General features: G+C 48.8%; 17 protein-coding genes and 1 pseudogene. 7 read left to right on the top strand and 11 right to left on the bottom strand.

The annotated features are described in order from the left end of the window. Positions 1 to 93: 93 nt before the first annotated feature. The 4 genes from K3T82_RS20035 to K3T82_RS20050 form a co-directional block, all read right to left on the bottom strand. Complete coding sequence (locus K3T82_RS20035; RefSeq protein ID WP_220195325.1) at positions 94 to 1,986, bottom strand: ATP-binding protein; 1,893 nt, start codon at positions 1,984 to 1,986, stop codon at positions 94 to 96. Positions 1,987 to 2,698: 712 nt separating this feature from the next. Further along, a complete protein-coding gene (locus K3T82_RS20040; RefSeq protein ID WP_220195326.1) occupies positions 2,699 to 3,265 on the bottom strand; it encodes a hypothetical protein in 567 nt (188 codons plus the stop codon). Positions 3,266 to 3,326: 61 nt separating this feature from the next. Next, on the bottom strand, positions 3,327 to 3,467 hold the full coding sequence (locus K3T82_RS20045) for a hypothetical protein (protein ID WP_220195327.1): 141 nt from the start codon (positions 3,465 to 3,467) through the stop codon (positions 3,327 to 3,329). Between the two features lie 34 nt (positions 3,468 to 3,501). Continuing rightward, positions 3,502 to 4,080, bottom strand: a complete 579-nt coding sequence (locus tag K3T82_RS20050) for a hypothetical protein (protein ID WP_220195328.1) — start codon at positions 4,078 to 4,080, stop codon at positions 3,502 to 3,504. 602 nt (positions 4,081 to 4,682) lie between these two features. Here K3T82_RS20050 and K3T82_RS49695 point away from each other — a divergent pair. Then, a pseudogene (locus tag K3T82_RS49695) lies at positions 4,683 to 5,203 on the top strand (DUF488 domain-containing protein). Positions 5,204 to 5,643: 440 nt separating this feature from the next. Here K3T82_RS49695 and K3T82_RS20065 read toward each other — a convergent pair. The 3 genes from K3T82_RS20065 to K3T82_RS20075 form a co-directional block, all read right to left on the bottom strand. Then, positions 5,644 to 6,171 carry a hypothetical protein gene (locus K3T82_RS20065; RefSeq protein WP_220195330.1) on the bottom strand — a complete coding sequence of 176 codons (528 nt, stop codon included), beginning with the start codon at positions 6,169 to 6,171 and terminating at the stop codon, positions 5,644 to 5,646. Between the two features lie 298 nt (positions 6,172 to 6,469). Then, on the bottom strand, positions 6,470 to 7,573 hold the full coding sequence (locus K3T82_RS20070) for a sensor histidine kinase (RefSeq protein WP_220195331.1): 1,104 nt from the start codon (positions 7,571 to 7,573) through the stop codon (positions 6,470 to 6,472). Next, a complete protein-coding gene (locus K3T82_RS20075) occupies positions 7,570 to 8,262 on the bottom strand; it encodes a response regulator transcription factor (RefSeq protein ID WP_236031417.1) in 693 nt (230 codons plus the stop codon). The genes K3T82_RS20070 and K3T82_RS20075 overlap by 4 nt, the downstream gene beginning before the upstream one ends. A gap of 189 nt (positions 8,263 to 8,451) precedes the next feature. Here K3T82_RS20075 and K3T82_RS20080 point away from each other — a divergent pair, with 189 nt between their 5' ends. The 4 genes from K3T82_RS20080 to K3T82_RS20095 all read left to right on the top strand — a co-directional run bounded on the left by K3T82_RS20080 (position 8,452) and on the right by K3T82_RS20095 (position 12,765). After that, positions 8,452 to 9,306, top strand: coding sequence for a hypothetical protein (locus tag K3T82_RS20080; RefSeq protein ID WP_220195332.1), 855 nt, complete (start codon positions 8,452 to 8,454; stop codon positions 9,304 to 9,306). After that, positions 9,303 to 10,082 carry a hypothetical protein gene (locus K3T82_RS20085; protein WP_220195333.1) on the top strand — a complete coding sequence of 260 codons (780 nt, stop codon included), beginning with the start codon at positions 9,303 to 9,305 and terminating at the stop codon, positions 10,080 to 10,082. The genes K3T82_RS20080 and K3T82_RS20085 overlap by 4 nt, the downstream gene beginning before the upstream one ends. Before the next feature lie 33 nt (positions 10,083 to 10,115). Continuing rightward, positions 10,116 to 11,003 carry an ABC transporter ATP-binding protein gene (locus tag K3T82_RS20090; RefSeq protein WP_220195334.1) on the top strand — a complete coding sequence of 296 codons (888 nt, stop codon included), beginning with the start codon at positions 10,116 to 10,118 and terminating at the stop codon, positions 11,001 to 11,003. Between the two features lie 1,171 nt (positions 11,004 to 12,174). Further along, a complete protein-coding gene (locus tag K3T82_RS20095) occupies positions 12,175 to 12,765 on the top strand; it encodes a CHRD domain-containing protein (RefSeq protein WP_220195335.1) in 591 nt (196 codons plus the stop codon). A gap of 404 nt (positions 12,766 to 13,169) precedes the next feature. On the opposite strand, the gene K3T82_RS20100 is transcribed toward K3T82_RS20095, so the two are convergent. After that, a complete protein-coding gene (locus K3T82_RS20100) occupies positions 13,170 to 14,012 on the bottom strand; it encodes a MerR family transcriptional regulator (RefSeq protein WP_220195336.1) in 843 nt (280 codons plus the stop codon). A gap of 274 nt (positions 14,013 to 14,286) precedes the next feature. Here K3T82_RS20100 and K3T82_RS20105 point away from each other — a divergent pair, with 274 nt between their 5' ends. After that, positions 14,287 to 15,180, top strand: a complete 894-nt coding sequence (locus K3T82_RS20105) for a DUF2268 domain-containing putative Zn-dependent protease (protein ID WP_220195337.1) — start codon at positions 14,287 to 14,289, stop codon at positions 15,178 to 15,180. A 338-nt stretch (positions 15,181 to 15,518) separates the two neighbouring features. Continuing rightward, on the top strand, positions 15,519 to 15,995 hold the full coding sequence (locus K3T82_RS20110) for a hypothetical protein (protein WP_220195338.1): 477 nt from the start codon (positions 15,519 to 15,521) through the stop codon (positions 15,993 to 15,995). A 113-nt stretch (positions 15,996 to 16,108) separates the two neighbouring features. On the opposite strand, the gene K3T82_RS20115 is transcribed toward K3T82_RS20110, so the two are convergent. The 3 genes from K3T82_RS20115 to K3T82_RS20125 form a co-directional block, all read right to left on the bottom strand. After that, on the bottom strand, positions 16,109 to 16,792 hold the full coding sequence (locus K3T82_RS20115) for an NADPH-dependent F420 reductase (protein ID WP_220195339.1): 684 nt from the start codon (positions 16,790 to 16,792) through the stop codon (positions 16,109 to 16,111). Further along, a complete protein-coding gene (locus K3T82_RS20120) occupies positions 16,792 to 17,505 on the bottom strand; it encodes an SDR family oxidoreductase (RefSeq protein ID WP_220195340.1) in 714 nt (237 codons plus the stop codon). The genes K3T82_RS20115 and K3T82_RS20120 overlap by 1 nt, the downstream gene beginning before the upstream one ends. A 91-nt stretch (positions 17,506 to 17,596) precedes the next feature. Further along, the gene (locus K3T82_RS20125) at positions 17,597 to 18,028 is read right to left on the bottom strand and encodes a MarR family winged helix-turn-helix transcriptional regulator (protein WP_220195341.1); all 432 of its coding nucleotides are present in this window, start codon (positions 18,026 to 18,028) and stop codon (positions 17,597 to 17,599) included. Positions 18,029 to 18,185 lie beyond the last annotated feature (157 nt).

Genomic DNA, 18,185 nt, shown 5'->3' on the forward strand with positions numbered 1-18,185 from the left:
CGTTTTTCGCAAGCACCGCCCGGTCAGGAGCAAGTGGAGAATGCGTGCCATTTGCTCTTGGCCTTCCCTCAGTGAAAGGCAAGGGAACATATCTTATTTTCCTGGTGGTGGTGTGATGGGCAAGGTCAACCAGAACGTGGCACCCTCGCCAGGAGCACTCTGTACCCCAACACTCCCCTCATGCCGTTCAATAAACACTCGGCACAAATAGAGGGACAATCCGAAGCTCAGATCCAGTTCATGCTGGACGGCACAACCTTTGGTGCGAAAAAAACGCTCCCAGAGATGGTCAAGCTCTTCTCTTGCAATGCCTGACCCCTCATTATGGACAGAGATATTGGCGAACGCGTTAGTAATGCGTAGCTGTACCGTAACAGGCAATCCTGGTGGCGAATAGGTGTCCGCATTTGTCAGATAGGTAGTGAGCACATACTTGATCCGCCCTGCATCAGCAAGGATGGGGACGCATTGCTCCAAAGTCGGAATATCCAACATAATAGAATGCTCTAGCACAGCTTTTTGCTGCCTATCTACTACTTCTCTGAGCAGGGTACCCAGATCCTCATGCTTCAAGGATAACGTGAGTGTATGGGTCTGGATGCGTGCATCATCGATCAAATCATTGATGATACGCTGCTGAAGTTGGGCACACTGAGAGGCAGCCTCTAAAGGGCGCTGAGCGTGAGTAAGAGGTTCTTGTATCTGAGCGAATGGAGAAGCAAGCTGTTTTTTGAAGGTCTCCAATCGTCGCTGGGCTAGTTGCAGATTGCCCATGATCCCCGTTAGTGGGGTGCGCAGCTCATGTGTTGCCAGGGTCAGAAATTCGCTCGCCAGGCGTCTCATTTCACGCTGGGCGAATGTTTTCTGCTGTTTCTCTCCCTGCGTGTAAAAACAATAAATGCCCTCAATCAACAACATAGCCTGCGCAGTAACCACTTTTACGAGCGCGATCTCCTCTGGTGTATACTCTCCTTCTGAACTCGCTTTGATGACATACGGCACACCAACCCATTGCTGCTCCAGATGCAGTGGAAGAAGCAATATAGTCTCGGAACCAGGAAGCATAGGGTAAAGAGACGCCGGAAAAGGTAGCTGTTTCCCGAGACGCTCAATAGTATGCACCTGATTCATCGCAAGCACGATCTCCTGTTTGGCCTCCAGGCGTGCCCATGCCGCGCGGTCAAGCATCTCAGATCCATGGAAGTACCCTCCAATGTCTCTATAGTACTGTTCTTGTTCAGTCGTATTGCCACTGCCTGCAACAAAATACAGACGGCTCGTTCGATGACCGAACGCGAGCATATTCACCCGGTGGCAATCCAGAACAGACAGGATAATATCCACTACCTGCTGTGCCACATAAATCACAGGAGGCGAGAGGAGGAAGGTCTCTTCTGGCAAGTGTGCTTCCATCTGCTCAGGAATCCGCGCGATCACGTTGAGCAGATCCAACATCGACTCGTGGACACGTTGAAGATGGGAGGCTGCCTGCGAATAATAAGTAAGCTCTTGGAAGACAAAGACGATTTCTTGCATACCGTGCTCTTGATCAACTATAGGAAAGGAACGGACAGTGGCTGAGATCTTGTGCCCAGAAGGGAGCACCAACAAAAGTGTCTGTTCTGGGAAACCAGGAGCTGGTTTCCCAGCAAGAACAAGGTTCATTAGCCATTGCTCTGAGGATATGAATGGTGATTGCTCATCAACACTGAGGTAGGATGTGAGAAATTGCTGGTAGTCTCTTCCTTGACATTGGGCTTCGGAATCAACTTCAAAGAGTCTGCGGGCAGCAGCATTGATCTGTACAATTTTTTGGTTGCGATCACACACAATGAGACCTTCCGGGAAAGACTCGCAGATGGCTCCCACTTGGTTGAATAACCTGTGTGTGGCCCGCAAATGACGAGCATGGGAAATGGGTTTTCCTCTAGGAATTCTACCTTGTTTTTGTTTGCGTTGTACAACATGGTGCGATCTTTTCCCCACTCTCAAAACTCCTTATAGAAATGCTCCAATGCTTTACAAGCTAATAAAAAGAGCATTCGACTAAGGGTATTGTATGCGTCGTAGAGAATGGTGGCAATCTCATCACAGGAAGATGAGCTAGGAAGACGAGCTAGTTTTAAAGACAGGCGAAAGAATGAGGTGGTTCAAGCTTAATGAATGTCACTCATGAACGCCGCAATTGAATCTCTAATCATTCAAGAGCTTGAGAGATGCTTAACCACGCTCATCAATCTCCCTGTGTCCTTCCCCATAACCAGCCCGCAGCTCTTTTGGAAAGCAACTGACCTGATTCTCTACTTGACGCGCTTGTGGGTGTAGGCACAAACGTCTCTACTGCAGGGAAGTTTTGAAGAATCCATGATACAATAATGGAAAAAGAGCGGGGATAAGACCATGGATAACGAAGAATTCTTCCGCGAATTCGTAAAAAGAACGAACCATACCCGTTTTGGTTGCAACGGAAAGTGTGATTGGACCTGGCAATTTGCAAATTTGCACGTGTGCAAGGGCTGCTACAGGATGTATTGTTATGAATGCGTCTGGACCCTGCAACGCTCAGAAGATGAGAAATGGTGGAAATGTCCTTGCGGGGGAAAAATAGAGTGAAGCTCTGCTTTGTATATTACTCATCACGGCTTGGCTCTTTATGTCATCACAGTGTCGAGGCACACGAATGATTCGTTATGCTGTTTTAGCTCTCCTTCGAAACCGCCTTGGACTGGCGTTCGGCCAAGTGTTTGAGTGTCAACAATTGCTTGCGCATCATGACCAAATCTCCCCACGATAAAGTTGGGCGCATCACTGCTCCGATAAGTCCGATAGGATAACGCACGAGCAGTTTGGCGACAAGACGACACGACGCGTCATCCTGAGGCAAAATCACATAACTGATGGCGACTCCCCCAAAGAAAACTTTGGCCCGCTCATCCTTGAGAAGCAGCGTAAGATGCAGGCCAAGCTCAAAGTCCACCAGTTTAAAAATGGAGCACATACTTTGCCCAACCTGAAGCTGCTCTAGCCCGGGAATAAGTACGCGAGGACTGCGCCGCCCCCCATTATCAATCCAGTCGTAACTATAGGGTGCGACACGCAATTGACAAAGCCAACGAAAGACAATGGGTGCCGGTGCCTGCACCGACACAGCACGAAAATAGGCTGCATCGTATGTGGTTAGATAGTGATCACAGGGAAACGACATCGTTCTCTCGGCAGCGGTCGTTCCCCAATTATAAGCAAGCAATCTAGGGAGTGTTTTCAATGCGACATCTCTCCTCCTTGGTTAGGTCTCTTCATATCTTAACATCTTCCCCCAGCCCCTTCTAGGCATGGGCTTCTAACAATCTCTTGTTGGGGCTCCTGCGCGCGTTGAGGCCTGCAATTTGCATTGACGATCGCCCCTGTTGCCCTGGTATTGCCTCATCTTTGAGCACTGCATGTGAGAAGTACCAGGGTTTACTCAAACGGACCCCTCCTTCATCCCCTTGCAACAGGTCTCTAGCCGCAATGGCTCGCATTCGGAGTAGAGAAGATAGAGTGGCTTGGATTTACATAGCCATAGGCCAAGATGCAGTGCCCTCTCCCATTTACCCCAACAGGGCCTGCATAGTATTTAAAATTGCCCGCATCTTCAGCAAAGTATTGACTACCGCTACGTGCATGACATTTACTACCGGGTTTTGTCTCGGAACAAACACTAATAGAGACCCGCATAAATTTTGTCTTCCCATAAGCAGAACCCACTGAGCGAGTATAGACACAGTTATATCCAGTTGAGCTATTATAATAGAGATCCAATTCCGCGATCTTTGTGCTACCTGACTTGATAGGATACGAATCAACCAGTTTGCCCACAGAGCTACAATGACTACTATTTGTGCCAGCAGGGTTAAGGGGAGGCGGTGTACTCTTTGATTTTGGCACGGAGCTAGCGGTACTGCCTGACACGGTAGCCGCAGTTGGCAAAGAGATCAGGCCCGTAAAAAAGGTCGCGACCACTATAGCCGCCACAGTAAGCACTCCAAGGAGAAGAAATAACCAGCGTTTCTGTCTGAAATCAATCTTAAAGCGTTCCATAGTTCAGCTTTCTTTCGGTCAAAAATGGAGTCTCGCTACATAAACTGCTACGAGAGGCAGAGTAGGGGCGTTGTTCACCTTGGCAGGTTCTCTATTTTTTAGGCAAGTCGCCTTGATGGATGAGCAGATAGTCACCCGAATAACTCGTAGCAGGAGACACAATTCGATAGGCTTTTAGTCTAATGAATGGGAAGCACAATGTACCTATGCATCGATGTGCAAAAAACCTTGCCACACTCATTTATCCTCATCGTGCTCTATGTTGAGAGAGATTCTTGACCAGACGCATACTGGGAGTCGGGCTTCGAAGACTTAGCTGACACACATGTATATGTGTGTCAGCTAAGTCTTCGGGAAATTGATGTTGGTTTTCCCGAATCCCTATCAGCTCATGGAGAAGAAAAGGAGAGATTCAGATATATTTTGTGGGCTCAAGCGACCCTCCTGTTGCTGAGGGCCTTTAGGAGAATCAAGCCACCGCTCGACAGCAATGACTGCATTCGTTGCAGTAGACGATGCCAGCCTGGACCCTTTAGCACACGTTCCAACCATTTCCAGATATCAGGTGTGTGGACTAATAGTGGCGATATACTAAATATACTATGCGAACACTATATACTATTGGCCATTCAACAAGAACATTTGAGCAGTTTTTAGCATTGCTGAGCGCGTATGCGATCAACCTCGTCGTGGATATACGGGTCGCTCCTTCTTCTGCTCACTCTCCTCAGTTCAATAGTGAGACACTTGCTGAGGCATTAAAGGTAACTCATATTGGTTACGTCCACCTGGGCGTATTAGGAGGCCATCGGCGCCCCACGAAAGATTCACCTAATCAAGGCTGGCACAATACATCCTTTCGGGCTACGCCGACTACATGGCAACAGAGACATTTCGGGCGGGCCTGCAAAAATTACAAGAATATGCGACGAAATGCACAGCAGCCATTATGTGCGCTGAGGCCGTGCCCTGGCGCTGTCATCGTTCGCTGATCGCGGATGCCTTGACCGTCCAGGGCTGGCAGGTCTATGATATTCAGAGCCAAAAAACAGCGAAATTGCATAGATTGACTCCTTTTCTTCAGGTGCACGATGGGCTGTTGCTCTATCCTGGCACTCTTTAACTAATGGAATTCCTTATGAAATATTGAAAGCCATTTCTATTTTATTGGAGCCCTTCGCCCATAGCATTTTCGTTCACTACAACAAGAAGTAGTTAACGTTTCCAGCAAGCAGCTCACCTTCTTCTGCCTTGCTCGTGCTGCTTTTGTGCTCTCTTCCGCAAATTGCCCAGCGGACATGGAGCCAGGTGTGGTGTAAGAGGGAGAGGGAGTGCAGGGTGATGTGGCAAGGAACGAGGGAGGCAACCAAGCAGGTTTTACCAGTTGGGGATTGCCTCCCAGTGGGGTCAGGTTAGTAATGTCTAGTAGCATATAGCGGGTCAAGTAGGTAAAGCAGTTGTAATGGCACTTCTGAAGTGAATGGCTATCTCACTAGCATACTGTGCGCGTTTTGGGGTTGTGCATGAAAATATAATATTGCTTCATTTTCATGCACAAGTTTCTTATTCCACTGGACCTGTATACTGGTCCTGCACATAGGCGTGTTTCGCAGCATTGTCGCGTTGAGAGGTGAGGTAGCGTGTCCAGGCTTGTTGCTCATGGCTGACAATGCCAAGGACCCAGACGCAAAAGGTTGGCGTTGTTGTGCTGCGCTCAAATTGTTGAAAGGGACCACCTTCAGCGAGATGTTTGTGATAGAGAGTTTCCCACACCTCGTTTTCATTGCGCCAAGTGCAGATATAAAGAATGTGGACCGAGGCACACTGGTGATGGATCGCAAAGCCAACCTCCTGTTTTAGTGGCAAGCTTCCCGTTTCCAGTTCGGAGAGGAGGAACGAATGTGCCTCAGCCACCAACTCAGGAGGAATGGGCGTCTCTTGGCGAGAGATATCGTACCACTTAAGATAAACATCAGAGGTTGCGAGGGCCTCCCCTGACCTGACGAACTTCTGACGATGCTGGTACTCCGGCGCGACCTGCTCAAAGAGACGCAAGTATGGGGCATCCTGATCTGATGCTGTCGTTGACATGTGACACTTCCTTTCTACTCAGAATGAGACTGTTTGCTCAGTATACGGGCTCATCAGGTCAGAATTGTTCCTGATAGCAGCGGTTCTGGAAAAAGTGCAACTCAATTAGGAGGAACAGCGGAGGTAGTTGAATTGGAGGTAAAGGCAACACTCAGTTTCGGGCGTTCCATCCATATGTGTGGAAGATGCATGAAGCCAAACATATTCTGGCAACCTTATAGCTCCCCAAAGGTACCAGCTTCAGGATGACACATGTCGTGATTCTGAACAGAAAGCAATTGCAGATTGTCTTCCACAGTTAGGAGACGGTTAAAGGTAGGGTGCCAAGGAACAGAGCCCCTCCGCTGTTCTGATTCGCTGCCGAAAGTGTTCCGCCATGAGCTTGAAAGACCTGTTGTGCGATACTCAAACCTAGACCTGCCCCTCCGGTTTGGCGATTACGCGATGTCTCACCACGGTACAACGGTTTAAACACATGTTGCAGGTCCTTATGAGCTATGCCGGGGCCGGTATCAGCTACTGAGAGCACCAGACCTTCTTCGTTTCTAGTCCAAGAAAATGAAATAGCTCCGTTGTGCGGAGTGTAACGGACCGCGTTATCCAACAAGTTCGTCAGGGCGCGTGTGATGAGTCGTCTATCGATAGCCATGATACCTATCTCACGTAGTCCCTCGCGCCCAACGGTCAATGAAATCCCTGCGTTCTGTGCTATGGGTTGCATATCTTCCGCAATTCCTTGTAACAAGATATCCATATCAATACTTTCGCGTTGTGGTAACAACTCTAGATACTCAAGCTGAGTATAGCTAAAGAGGTCAGTGATAAGATGTTCCAGGTCGTTAGCCTTCTGACGGCAAATATGTATATAATGCGCTATCATCTCAGGCGTATCGGCTACGCCCTTCTCTATACCCTCCAGATAGCCACGTAAGGAGAACAGCGGCGTACGAAGGTCATGCACTACAGCGCTAATAAAAAAGCGTCGCTCTTCTTCTAGCTTTTTCTGTTGCGCCAACGCCTCTCGTAAGGCTTCTCCCATAGCGTTAAAGGCTGCTACCACTTCGGTCATCTCCACAACAGAAGATGATGGTAGCATAAACGAGAGGTTTCCTTGTTCGATTTGCCTGCTCGCCTTTCCTATTGCATCCAAAGGTATCAAGATGGATTGTTGGAGAAAACGTGCTGTCGTTGTTACCAGAAGTGCCTGCATGGCAAGGAGAATCACCAAAATCAGCCCAGCCACAAGAGACAGCCTGGGAATAAAAGGAAGGGGTTGTCCTTCCACATTTCCTACCCCAGCTATCATGAATGTGATAATGATAAGTCCAACTGCAATGAGCATCAGCACGGCATATAATAACCAGACAATGGATAACCATCTGTGCGTGGGACGCTTCTTCACGAGTTTCCTCCTTCAAAACGATAGCCGACACCACGCACGGTAAGAATATAGCGCGGATTGGCAGGGTCTTCCTCAATCTTTTCTCGGATTCGTCGAATATGCACAGTCACAGTCTGGCGATCCCCAATCTCACCCCAGAAGCGCTCAAAAAGTTGTTCACGCGTAAACACCTGCCGCGGGTGGGCAGCTAGCAGGCACAATAACGCGAACTCCCTTGTTGTGAAAGGTACTGTTTGCCCATCTACCAGTACCTCGTGCGCTATCGGGTCAATAATCAGGCGACTAAATTGGTAGATTCTCTTCGTCTGTGTTTCTTTCTGGGAACGTCGAAGAACAGCCTTGACACGAGCTACGATCTCGCTAGGTGAAGCAGACTTTGCGATATAATCGTCACCCTGTAAACCAAAACCCCGTAACCTCTCTCTATCGCTATCGTAAGCACTAAGAAAGAGGATTGGCAGATCGCTGGTTTCGCGAATCTGGCGGCAAAGGTCAAAGCCTGAGCGCCCAGGCATCATAACATCAAGTATCATACAATCTACTGTCTGCTGCTGAATGATACTATGCGCTTTCTCTGCGTCTGGTGCGATCAACACTTGGAATCCTTCTGCTTTAAAGAAATCTCTAAGCAAATAAGCAATGGCACTATCATCATCCACTATGAGAATTGTTGCTGGCTGATTCATCATCTCTTTGCTCCTTTCTCCTTCCTCATTATGTCCTATCTCAAGCCGAACCACTAGCACAAAAGGGCAAGATTATAAGATGTTGAGTCAGCGTTAATGTGTTGTTCACATTTCTTCACCTTTATTTGTAATGTGCCTCCTGTACACTGACTATTATCAACTTCATCAAAACAGAAAGGATACTATTGTTTAATGTTACATGTTCCACGCGTTACGCCTGGTAGAGGTTTTCTTGCTGGGGTCTGGCAAATGTGGGCAATCTTGCGAGCCGAAATCACAATGCAATGGAGGCGCTTGGGTTTTTGGCTCACTTTTGGCATCGTAGGCGCATTCCTTCTGCTCGTTTCTGTGGTGACAGCCTTCTCGCTGCTTCATCCTTCCCCTATGATGGAGCAAGCATACAAACATTACACATCGGCAGAAATAAATAATGTTCTGACGTATGGGGTAACATACTATGCTGGCATCGTCTTTGGTTTGGTAGTTGCCCTGCTCACTGTCGATCGTCTGCGCCGTGATACACAAGTGGGGATAATTGAATTACAGCGAGCTACACCACTTGGAGAGATTCCTTATACTATGGGTAAGTTTCTTGGGAATTACCTTGCAGTATCAATACCGATCCTGCTTATGTACTTGCTTTGCACCATGGCTCCCATCATTTTGGGGATGCAAGCAAGTATCATTCTGTTGTTTCTCCTGGCATTTCTGCTCATCTTTGCTCCTGCCTCTCTTGCCTCAATGGGGCTTGTTCTCATGCTCGCCAGTATCCTTCCAGTTCGGGTTGTACAGGTTGGCTTCTCTGTGCTCTGGCTGCTCTTTAATATTCCGGCCTGGAGAGCCCTCTTCACAATCATCTTCAATCCAAATGGATATTACATCTATCCATTGTTCTTTCCCACACCTCTCTTTGCCTCAAAAGAGACCTCGCTCACAAAGGCCCTCCTCAATATTACACTATTGGTCTTGATAGGTTGCATAGCATTTGGCCTGACATATGTCAGTCTGACCTGGCAACGACAACGAGAGGAGAATGCGAGAGCATGAATAGTCGCGATTCCACGCTCACGCGCGCCATCTCAACATTAGAGTATCGATCCCTCTGGGGGCGGCGTCCCCCTTTGCGAGAGATCGCTTTACTGATGTACTATCATCTCCGCCTGCTCAAGTGGTGGCCTTTTCTACTTATGTTCCTGAGCTTTCTCGGCTTGGGTGCTCTACTCTGGTATCAACTACATTTAAACGATACACAAGCAATAAGTAGTGCGACGGCGCTCAGCCGCTTTGTGATGGAATCTGTTGCTGGTTTCTTCGCAGGAATGTTTGCCAGTGCTCTTATAGTAGGTGATCCACTGCTAGAAATAATGATAGTTACGCGCTCAGGGCTATACAAAATTATATGCTGGCGCGCGGTCCTAAGCCTTTTTATGCTCCTACTCCCTTCCGCTGTCTTTCTTGCCTGGTCTCTTGGAAATGGTCTTCACTATGCCCAACAAGAGAGCCTGCTTTTCCTCATGTGCGTCTGGCTCGCCCCCGTACTACTGATGGCTATGATTGGGTTGCTTGGTTCGCTGTTCACGCATAATACCGCACTAGGATTCGTGGCCTCTATCCTCCCCTTAGCATTAGCTTTGGCCTTTTATCCATTTCTGCTTCCGCACAAGCGAGCACACTCGTTCTTTATTCCTTATACATCCTGGGGACCCGACGCCATAGATTGGTGGAACAACCGCCTGACATTACTAGGTATTGCCTTGCTCCTGGCCGCGTGCAACTGGTGGTGGCTGCATCATGAAGAACTTCTTCTGGGAAACGCCTCATAATCAAACATATTGCTTGAAGAAAGAGACACTCTTATGGAAATTGGAATCGAACATGTGACAAAACGTTATGGAGCACATGAAGCCTTGCGAGACATTACTGTTCGCATTAGTGAGGGGATGTTTGGCTTGCTTGGACCTAATGGGGCAGGCAAAACGACTTTGCTGAGCATTCTAGCAACACTGCGCCGTCCAACAAGTGGGCATGTGTTTATTGGCTCCCTGGATATCAGTCAGCCGCGCCAGCGCAAAGCAGTACGCTCACTCCTGGGTTATCTTCCTCAGGATTTTGGTCTCTATCCTGATCTCACAGGGAGGGAACTGCTCGATTATATGGGGTTGCTCAAAGGCCTTTATGACCGTTCAGAACGCCGACGGCAGATCGAGGCGCTCTGTGAGGCTGTCAACTTGACCAGCGATGCAAACCGTAAGATTGGTACCTATTCTGGTGGCATGAAGCGGCGTCTAGGTATTGCGCAGGCGCTTTTAGGTAACCCTCGCGTTCTCATCGTTGATGAGCCAACTGTTGGACTTGATCCAGAAGAACGCATTCGGTTACGTATGCTCCTTGCCCGTTTGGCCGAGGAAAGAATTATCATCCTTTCGACTCATGTTGTTGAGGATATTAGCCATATCTGCGAACACCTTGCGGTCCTCGATCAAGGCACATTAACATTCAATGGGCAGACACGCCAACTGATTGAGGCTGCTACAGGCCATACCTGGCAATTTCTCGCGCCCCCTGATTATATTCCTCCAACGGATCTTAGTGTCATCTCAACACTGCCGCAGCAGCATGGCATTCTATATCATGTCATTGGTCCGCAACCACATGGGCCAGTGCAAGCCATCCAATCCCTGACACCTGGACTAGAAGATGGTTATGTCTGGCTTCGCCAACAAACAAAGCGTAGGCAAGCATAAACGCCCTCATTTTCTCTCTCTTGGCTTGAGCTAAGTGCCTTGTATATTGTGTCGATGGGACTAACGGCCTGAACCCGAAACTCGCGTTATGAACATGCATGAAACGGCAGAAGTGTTCCAGGCATCCCTGGAACACTTCTGCCGTTTGAGAGATGGAGGCGATCCTATCTCTATGAACAGCACTCCATGTCCATCGTAATACCAGTGAAAGCTGTAATCGTAGGGGCAAACCAACTGGGAATATGTTGTTCACGAACGACCTCTAATTTCCAGAGACAATGGTTCTGAGATGATCTGCTATGCACGCACTGAGTTACTCGTTGGTTTAGTTGCAAGTGGGAGCAAGAGCGACATCGCATCCTCCTCTGGAGTCAACCAAGCCTCTTGTTCTGACGCTTCCTCAATCTCTCGCCAACGGGGCTCAATCCGGAGGAGACAAAGTCCCTACTTCACGCTCACCTCCAGTATGGGAAACCAGAGACGCGCCAGCACCAAACAGGCCTATCTCATCTCGCGCTCTTACCTTGTCTGGTCACACCGTTCATCCCTCCGGGTGTGATCAGGCACACAACTTCCCTATTTCTGCTCACTAGTCAGCAACATTCCTATCAACACCATCTCCAGACGCCCTTTCAGTACGCCCACCAGTATTCCGTTATCCGAAACTTACCCAAATATGGACAAGCCATATCTGGTGTTCGGTTCCTGCTTCAACGAACAACCTGCCTGGTTTCCCAGGTCTTACAGGATCTCCACAGGCGTACATTCCGACGTAACTCGCCGTACTAGCAATGAGTATAGCAGATGAGTCAAGGGCCTTAAATGTCTACAAATGGCAAGAAATGTTCATAGTTCAAGAAGCTATGATCACCCCCTCATTCCCAACATGCTACCAGATTCAGGAACATACAACCCCTTCTGAAATCAGATGACAACTACATCATATCTATAAGAGAAAAGCATATACAAATTATAGTGGCTTATCCCGTCAATTTATGATTTATTGGAAATCGGCTCCTCTTCTATTCCCTTTCCCTCGCCATGCTTTTCACGTCATCTTTTCTCTTGTTTAAACTCCTCTATACTGAAAATGATGGCACCATCACACCCAACGTAAAGAACGAATGCTCATCCCCTATAATGCATCAACAGAGAGAAGGAGCACTTAGCAATGTTGAAACATATACGAAATCTCACCCTGTATACATCGTTTCTGGTTCTCGTATTTGTGATCGTTCAGACACAGAGTATATCTTCTGCCAAATCTCTTTCCGCTCTTGATGGCTCTCCTTCACAGGAGAGCGTAACCGGTTCATCCTCGCAGGAAAATGTCACTGATTTGCCGCCACAGGAGCGCACAACTGAAGCACCTCCGCTGGAGAGCACGCCATCTACCGTGGTATCTGATCCCCAAGGCACAGCGGAGCTTGAGCTTAACGGGAATCTACTGACCATCCACATCTCACTCACTGGGTTAGCCCCCAACAGCACCCATCCCGCCCACATTCATTCTGGCTCCTGTGAGCAGCATCCAGAAGGGCCTATTCTCTATCCTCTCCCTAACATTACTGCCGATGAACAAGGGAATGCCATGCTGGACACGACGCTAACAAATTTCCAACTTCCTGATCAACCCATCTCCCTCAACGTTCATAACGGCCCAACATTGGATACCGACGAGCAAAAGATGGTAATTGCCTGTGGTGACATTTCCTTCACGGGAACACACGCAACGGTTTCGCTTGGTCAGACCAGCAATTAGCAGACTGCTGCCAGGGAGGGGCTCGCGCGAAACAATAGCCCCCTAACCGCTTCTCTAACACGACAGGACCAACAAGGTTATAGAATGGCGACCGCTCTTCTATGGCTCTAGCACATTTGAGCATGAAGAGCGCGAGCCGCTCTCCTGAATTCACATTTAGTCGTACCATCACTCGCTCTCATTGGCCTCCTATTTTTCTGAGTGTCTTTGTCCTCAGAAAGAGACGCTTCTGTCACTGCAAGCATGTTTTGGTTCGCCAGTTGTCCAAGCCTCAGTGGGAACATGAGCCATAGCTGGCTTCAAACGCTATCATGTTTCTCCTTTTGAGGAATAGGGCATTGAAACATATTGTTTTTCAGCTTCCCCTGGTTTGGGAGTCTCAGTGATGTAGCATCAGGGTTACTCTAGTTCTGCGAACACTGTATCCCATTGCTGATCTTATAGTGCGCCAGCGCTTTCTGCAGAAACGCTTTTTCTTCCTTACTGGAGTGATACATTGGGAACGGCTTTTCCTCTAAGGGAAGTTCCTCATAGTTCTTCCACCATTGTTGCACACCTGCCCCGACATCGGCATCACCCCGAGTCAATTGCTTGATCAGCTCACTGTGCTGCTTCGCCAGAGCCTGACCCTCCACACTGGTTGGAGCTTTCCTTTCCGCAACCAGCCTCCTCAGTTCCACAAACACTGCCTCCCATTGCTGACTTGCACGTTGCTGATCCTCCTCGGTCCAATTCACTCCCCATACTGCCAGTTTCCGCGCTGCTTCAGGACTGTACGATTTCTGAGAGATTTCAGCCAACTTCTGTTGTTGTTCCTCAGTAAGATATTTCTTCACCCACGCTTTATCCTGTTCCGTATGCATCACCTGGATTACATCGAGAAGAATTGATTCCCAATCTCTCTGGTTCTTTTTTAACAATTCTTCAGCTTTCTCGATGGCCTGGAGGACCGCATCCAGTTGGCTGCGCTTCTCCCGCAGCATCGCCTTCTGCATCACAAGGGCCTTTTGTAAATGTTCCGGTTTCTTTTGCAGACACACTTTGATCTCTTCAAGAGAGAAACCCAGGAATTTCAACGCTAGAATCTGCTGCAAGCTCCACAAATCCTCATCCGAGTACAGTCGGTGTCCAGCCTCGGTATGACCAGAGGGGGAGAGCAGGCCCACTTTGTCATAAAAACGTAAGGTCCGTGCTGTGACTGCGGCCTTCTGCGCAAATTGACTGGTCGTATAGTGTTTGCGATCCATGCGCTTTCTCCTTTCATTCGAAAATATACGGTATGACGTAGCATCATACACAATACTCTAGACAACCAGTAGGATCATAGGGTGAGCATTGCATGTCGATATGGATAAACCATCACCCAACAGCCAGACAACGTTATCTATCCCAAAATCCCTACTCACAGACAGAGAGAAGTCGAACCCACAAAGCGTGAAAAGGGCTTGCATATGACGTTACGTCATAGGTTAGACTCTTCCCAGTCACTCTTCTGTCGCGAAAGCTCGAAAGGAATACCAGATGAAATTACAGATCATAGATGTCGAATCTATCTATCAACGTTTGCTGAACAGCGCCAGCGCGCAGGAACGCGAGGCCATATATCGACAGGAGCTGCTAGCTCCCTTTGAAGGCATGATGCGTATTTATGGCGGGGGCGGCGATACTATAGCATGGGCGAAAATATGGAGCCTCTATACGCCTGAAGATTTCGACGGCGAGCAGCGTCCCCTCATTGAGGAAATGGTCAGGCGACTGACCGATGATGGAGCCTGGCAGAAGTCCACGGCTGCACTTGAACAGGGGGTGACTGCATTCTCCCCCTATGCTGACCGCATTGGATTGGACACCATCAACTGTGCTGTGGTCCTCACCAAGCACAATAGCAATCTTCCCAATCGAGGCTACGCGGGATTTGGTGGTATCCCGGGCTATCTCATGGTCTCACTCAGCCTCGCCGACAACTATACGCTGCCCCGCGTCGGACCCGCGTTGGTTCATGAGCTCAACCACAACGTCCGTTTCAAGATCGTCCCCTTCCTACCCATGCACGTCACGGTTGCCGATTACATCATCGCCGAAGGGCTGGCAGAAGCATTCGCAGCCGAACTCTTTGGCGAGGAACTGGTTGGCTACTTTGTCACTGATTTCAACGATGAGGAGTTAGCCACCGCCCAGCGCGTCATCAGCGGTGCGCTTGAGGTGAGCGGCTTCAATGCGGTGCGCAGCTATATCTTCGGCGATACCATTGCCGCAACTTGGGGATTGCCCAAAGCTGGCATTCCAGATTTTTCCGGATACGCCATCGGCTATCGTGTTGTCCAGCAATATCTCAAGCGCACAGGTCGATCCGTCGTCGAAGCCACCTTCCTTCCTTCTCAGGAAATTATCGTGGAGTCAGGTTTTTTCAAGTAAGAAGAGATAAAGAGGATGTTCTCAAATAGTATGATATGGCAGAGCGATTGAACCAACCCTCTCCTCCACCTTTTGTGCAAAAAACGTTCTGATCCCCAGCCGGTGGTCTCCCACTACCTGGCTGGGGACTTTCTCACCTTGATCAAATGGTGGGTTGCTACTGATATGCCCTATCCACCAGAACAGATAGAGAACATTTCCCAACAACTAGCGCTACCTGGAATGGGGGCAATGCTCAAGGCATATATTCTCATAATGCTTTAATGTTGGGCAAGGATAATCAAGTTCAGTTTCTTTATCAAATAGACAAAATTCAACTTGATGAGGACTTCGTACATATGACACTAGCTCACGTACACCTTCTCGTGAATCACTTCCCAATCCTGGGTACACTCTTTATAATGGCACTATTCATTATTGCTCTCGTTTTCCGTAGTACCTTGATGCAGAAGGTCTCACTCTGGTTCCTCGTTGTCATCGCGCTACTGACAGCAGTAGCTTATGCGACAGGAGATAAGGCGGAGGCTGCTGTGCAAGGACTTCCAGGTATTTCTGAACAGATAATTCACCTGCATGCCAATGTAGCTCGCATAGGCCTGATCTTGATGTTCATCACAGGCGTGATTGCTCTGTGGGGAGCCGTTTTCTACAGAAAACACCACAAACTCCCACGCCTCCTGTTAATCACAGTATTGATTGTACTGTTACTGAATACGGCTCTCTTTGCGTATGTCGGCTTCCTGGGAGGACAAATCCATCACCAGGAAATTCGTTCCGCAATAGAATATGGCCCAGCGCTACGTAAACTGTTATGAAGGGCAGAAGTAAAAACCAAGAAATCGGCGCTACTGCTCAGAAAGATGTTGCTCTTAACGATACACTAGTGCCTGGGCAAGATCGACACATTGCCCAGACCCGTATTCCTGAGCTATTGAATGATCTTGAAATTGAGCAAGCGCGTATGGAGGACATTCCAGAGTCGAAAGTTGATTGGTAAGAGCATTTCCATGCTGCGAGACGCAGCAATATCTCCTAAGTCGAGGACGTATTCCCACCCGAACTCGTTGGTGAGCAGGCTCATGACCTCGGCTTTCGCTTGCGTATCATTCCCACAGACCAGCAGGTGGTGCTCCCCATCAGCGAGTCTCTTCGGATTCACCATGAGCTCTACAACGATCGTGTTGAGTGCCTTGACCACCTTCATTGTGGGAAAGGCTCGCTGGATCTGTTCGCCCAACGAGTCGGTATTCACGATCGAGAGCAACGGAGGGAAACCGTGAGAGAAATCCAACGGGTTGGCAGTATCGATGAGAATCTTGCCATCCAGATCGTCTCCACGTATGGTTTGGAAAACTTCCAGGGAGACGTTTCCAGCTGTAGCGTTCAACAGGATTTCTCCATGAGCCGCTGTTTGCGCGAATGTCCCCAGTTGGATCTCAGGATGCTGTTGTTTCCATGCAGAGAAAGGAAGAGGGCCCCAGGCATCCGGTGTTGTACGTGCTAGAAGAGTGGCGACATCACGTGTGCCGATCATAACTTCATGGTTGCATTCGGCGAGCTTTGCCGCTAGTGTGCGTCCCACGATTCCTGTTCCAAGTATCCCGAATTTCATCAGATCAGCCTCAATCCACCATCAATATCGAGAACTGTGCCACTGACATAGGGATTGTTCAGCAGGTAGAGGATTCCCTGAGCCACTTCTTCGGCAGTGCCTACTTTCCCCACCGGAGCTGCCCGCTCAGTGAAAGCATAGACGGCTTGGCGCGCTTCAAGAGGCCAGTAAGCACGCAATGGAGTATCAATAATGCCAGGAGAGATAGCGTTGACTCGCCTGGGAGCAAGTTCAATAGCTAGGGACGTGACGAGAGCATTGACCGCAGCATTGACTGCTGCGAGAGGAGCACGCTTTGCCGATACTACATTCACTCCAGAGAAGAAGGTCAGAGATCCACGCTCGGTCATATGTGGTTCTGCATATTTCGCGATGTGATACAAGCCCCAGAATTTCTCTTCAAACAATTGACGCGCCTCCTCAATCTCCAGTTCCAAAAATGCGCCCTCCTTTGGTGTGGGGTTACTGATGACCAGATGATCGATCATCTCGCTATAGCCTGTGAAGAACTCCTTGACCTCTGATGGATTGAGCATATTGATTTTTGCCGTCTTGACCTTGCCACCCAGGCTTGCTTTCGCCTGCTCCAATCGCTGCACTGAACTGCTGGCAACGGTCACGTTGGCACCCTGCGCGAGTGTCAGATGAGCAGAAGCGAGTCCTATGCCAGAACTCCCACCGACGATGAAAACGTTTTTTCCCTGTGTAGACATGTGATGTTCTCTTTCAGTTATTCATGAGACCATGTCGCCCTTATTATAGTTGTACGTCCAAGTAAATAAACAAAAAAAGAGACACAAAACACTACCGCTCAAGGTTGGTTGCAACCGTCTCCAGGAGCCGACGCAAGAGAATACGCTCAGATTCCGTCAATCCTTGTGTGAGTTGCTCCTCCAGATCCAGCCACATCTGCCAGGAAGGTTCACAGAGACTGCGCCCTTGTTCTGTAAGATAGACCCTTGAGATGCGTGCATCATGGGCGTCCGATCGGCGTTCAACCAGTCCGGCACGCTCCATACGCTGGACAACCTTCGTGATGGTTGAGAGGTCAACCCCATGGATACTGGCGAGTTCGGACTGAGTTAAACCATCCTTTCCCTGCAAAGAAAGCAGCAACATTTCCTGCCCAACGTAGAGGTCGAGTTGCTTCAAACGCTCACTGGCTGCACGATTATGAGCTCTGCAGGCTCGCACGAGCTGACCACTGATAAGATGACCAACATGAGTGAGATCCATATTTCTTCCTTCCCTAATTACTTGGATGTCCATATAATAATCTGAAAACTTGCACGTGTCAAGCATTTTTCTCATCCTGTTTCTCCCCTCATGCTTTTGCCAGCATGAGACAAAAAAAGCAGAGATTACTTGATTGCCTGAAGAATGGAAATTATTT

The sequence above is a fragment of the Ktedonospora formicarum genome (assembly GCF_016587355.1).
In the GTDB taxonomy this organism is placed as follows: Bacteria; Chloroflexota; Ktedonobacteria; order Ktedonobacterales; family Ktedonobacteraceae; genus Ktedonobacter; species Ktedonobacter formicarum.

What these genes read in the sequence shown, in the direction of transcription:
- K3T82_RS20105 (WP_220195337.1), top strand. Translation starts at nt 14,287, where the DNA reads ATGAAATTACAGATCATAGATGTCGAATCTATCTATCAACGTTTGCTG.
- K3T82_RS20085 (WP_220195333.1), top strand. Translation starts at nt 9,303, where the DNA reads ATGAATAGTCGCGATTCCACGCTCACGCGCGCCATCTCAACATTAGAG.
- K3T82_RS20115 (WP_220195339.1), bottom strand. Translation starts at nt 16,792, where the DNA reads ATGAAATTCGGGATACTTGGAACAGGAATCGTGGGACGCACACTAGCG.
- K3T82_RS20050 (WP_220195328.1), bottom strand. Translation starts at nt 4,080, where the DNA reads ATGGAACGCTTTAAGATTGATTTCAGACAGAAACGCTGGTTATTTCTT.
- K3T82_RS20100 (WP_220195336.1), bottom strand. Translation starts at nt 14,012, where the DNA reads ATGGATCGCAAACACTATACGACCAGTCAATTTGCGCAGAAGGCCGCA.
- K3T82_RS20095 (WP_220195335.1), top strand. Translation starts at nt 12,175, where the DNA reads ATGTTGAAACATATACGAAATCTCACCCTGTATACATCGTTTCTGGTT.
- K3T82_RS20110 (WP_220195338.1), top strand. Translation starts at nt 15,519, where the DNA reads ATGACACTAGCTCACGTACACCTTCTCGTGAATCACTTCCCAATCCTG.
- K3T82_RS20080 (WP_220195332.1), top strand. Translation starts at nt 8,452, where the DNA reads ATGTTACATGTTCCACGCGTTACGCCTGGTAGAGGTTTTCTTGCTGGG.
- K3T82_RS20120 (WP_220195340.1), bottom strand. Translation starts at nt 17,505, where the DNA reads ATGTCTACACAGGGAAAAAACGTTTTCATCGTCGGTGGGAGTTCTGGC.
- K3T82_RS20065 (WP_220195330.1), bottom strand. Translation starts at nt 6,171, where the DNA reads ATGTCAACGACAGCATCAGATCAGGATGCCCCATACTTGCGTCTCTTT.
- K3T82_RS20075 (WP_236031417.1), bottom strand. Translation starts at nt 8,262, where the DNA reads ATGATGAATCAGCCAGCAACAATTCTCATAGTGGATGATGATAGTGCC.
- K3T82_RS20090 (WP_220195334.1), top strand. Translation starts at nt 10,116, where the DNA reads ATGGAAATTGGAATCGAACATGTGACAAAACGTTATGGAGCACATGAA.
- K3T82_RS20125 (WP_220195341.1), bottom strand. Translation starts at nt 18,028, where the DNA reads ATGGATCTCACTCATGTTGGTCATCTTATCAGTGGTCAGCTCGTGCGA.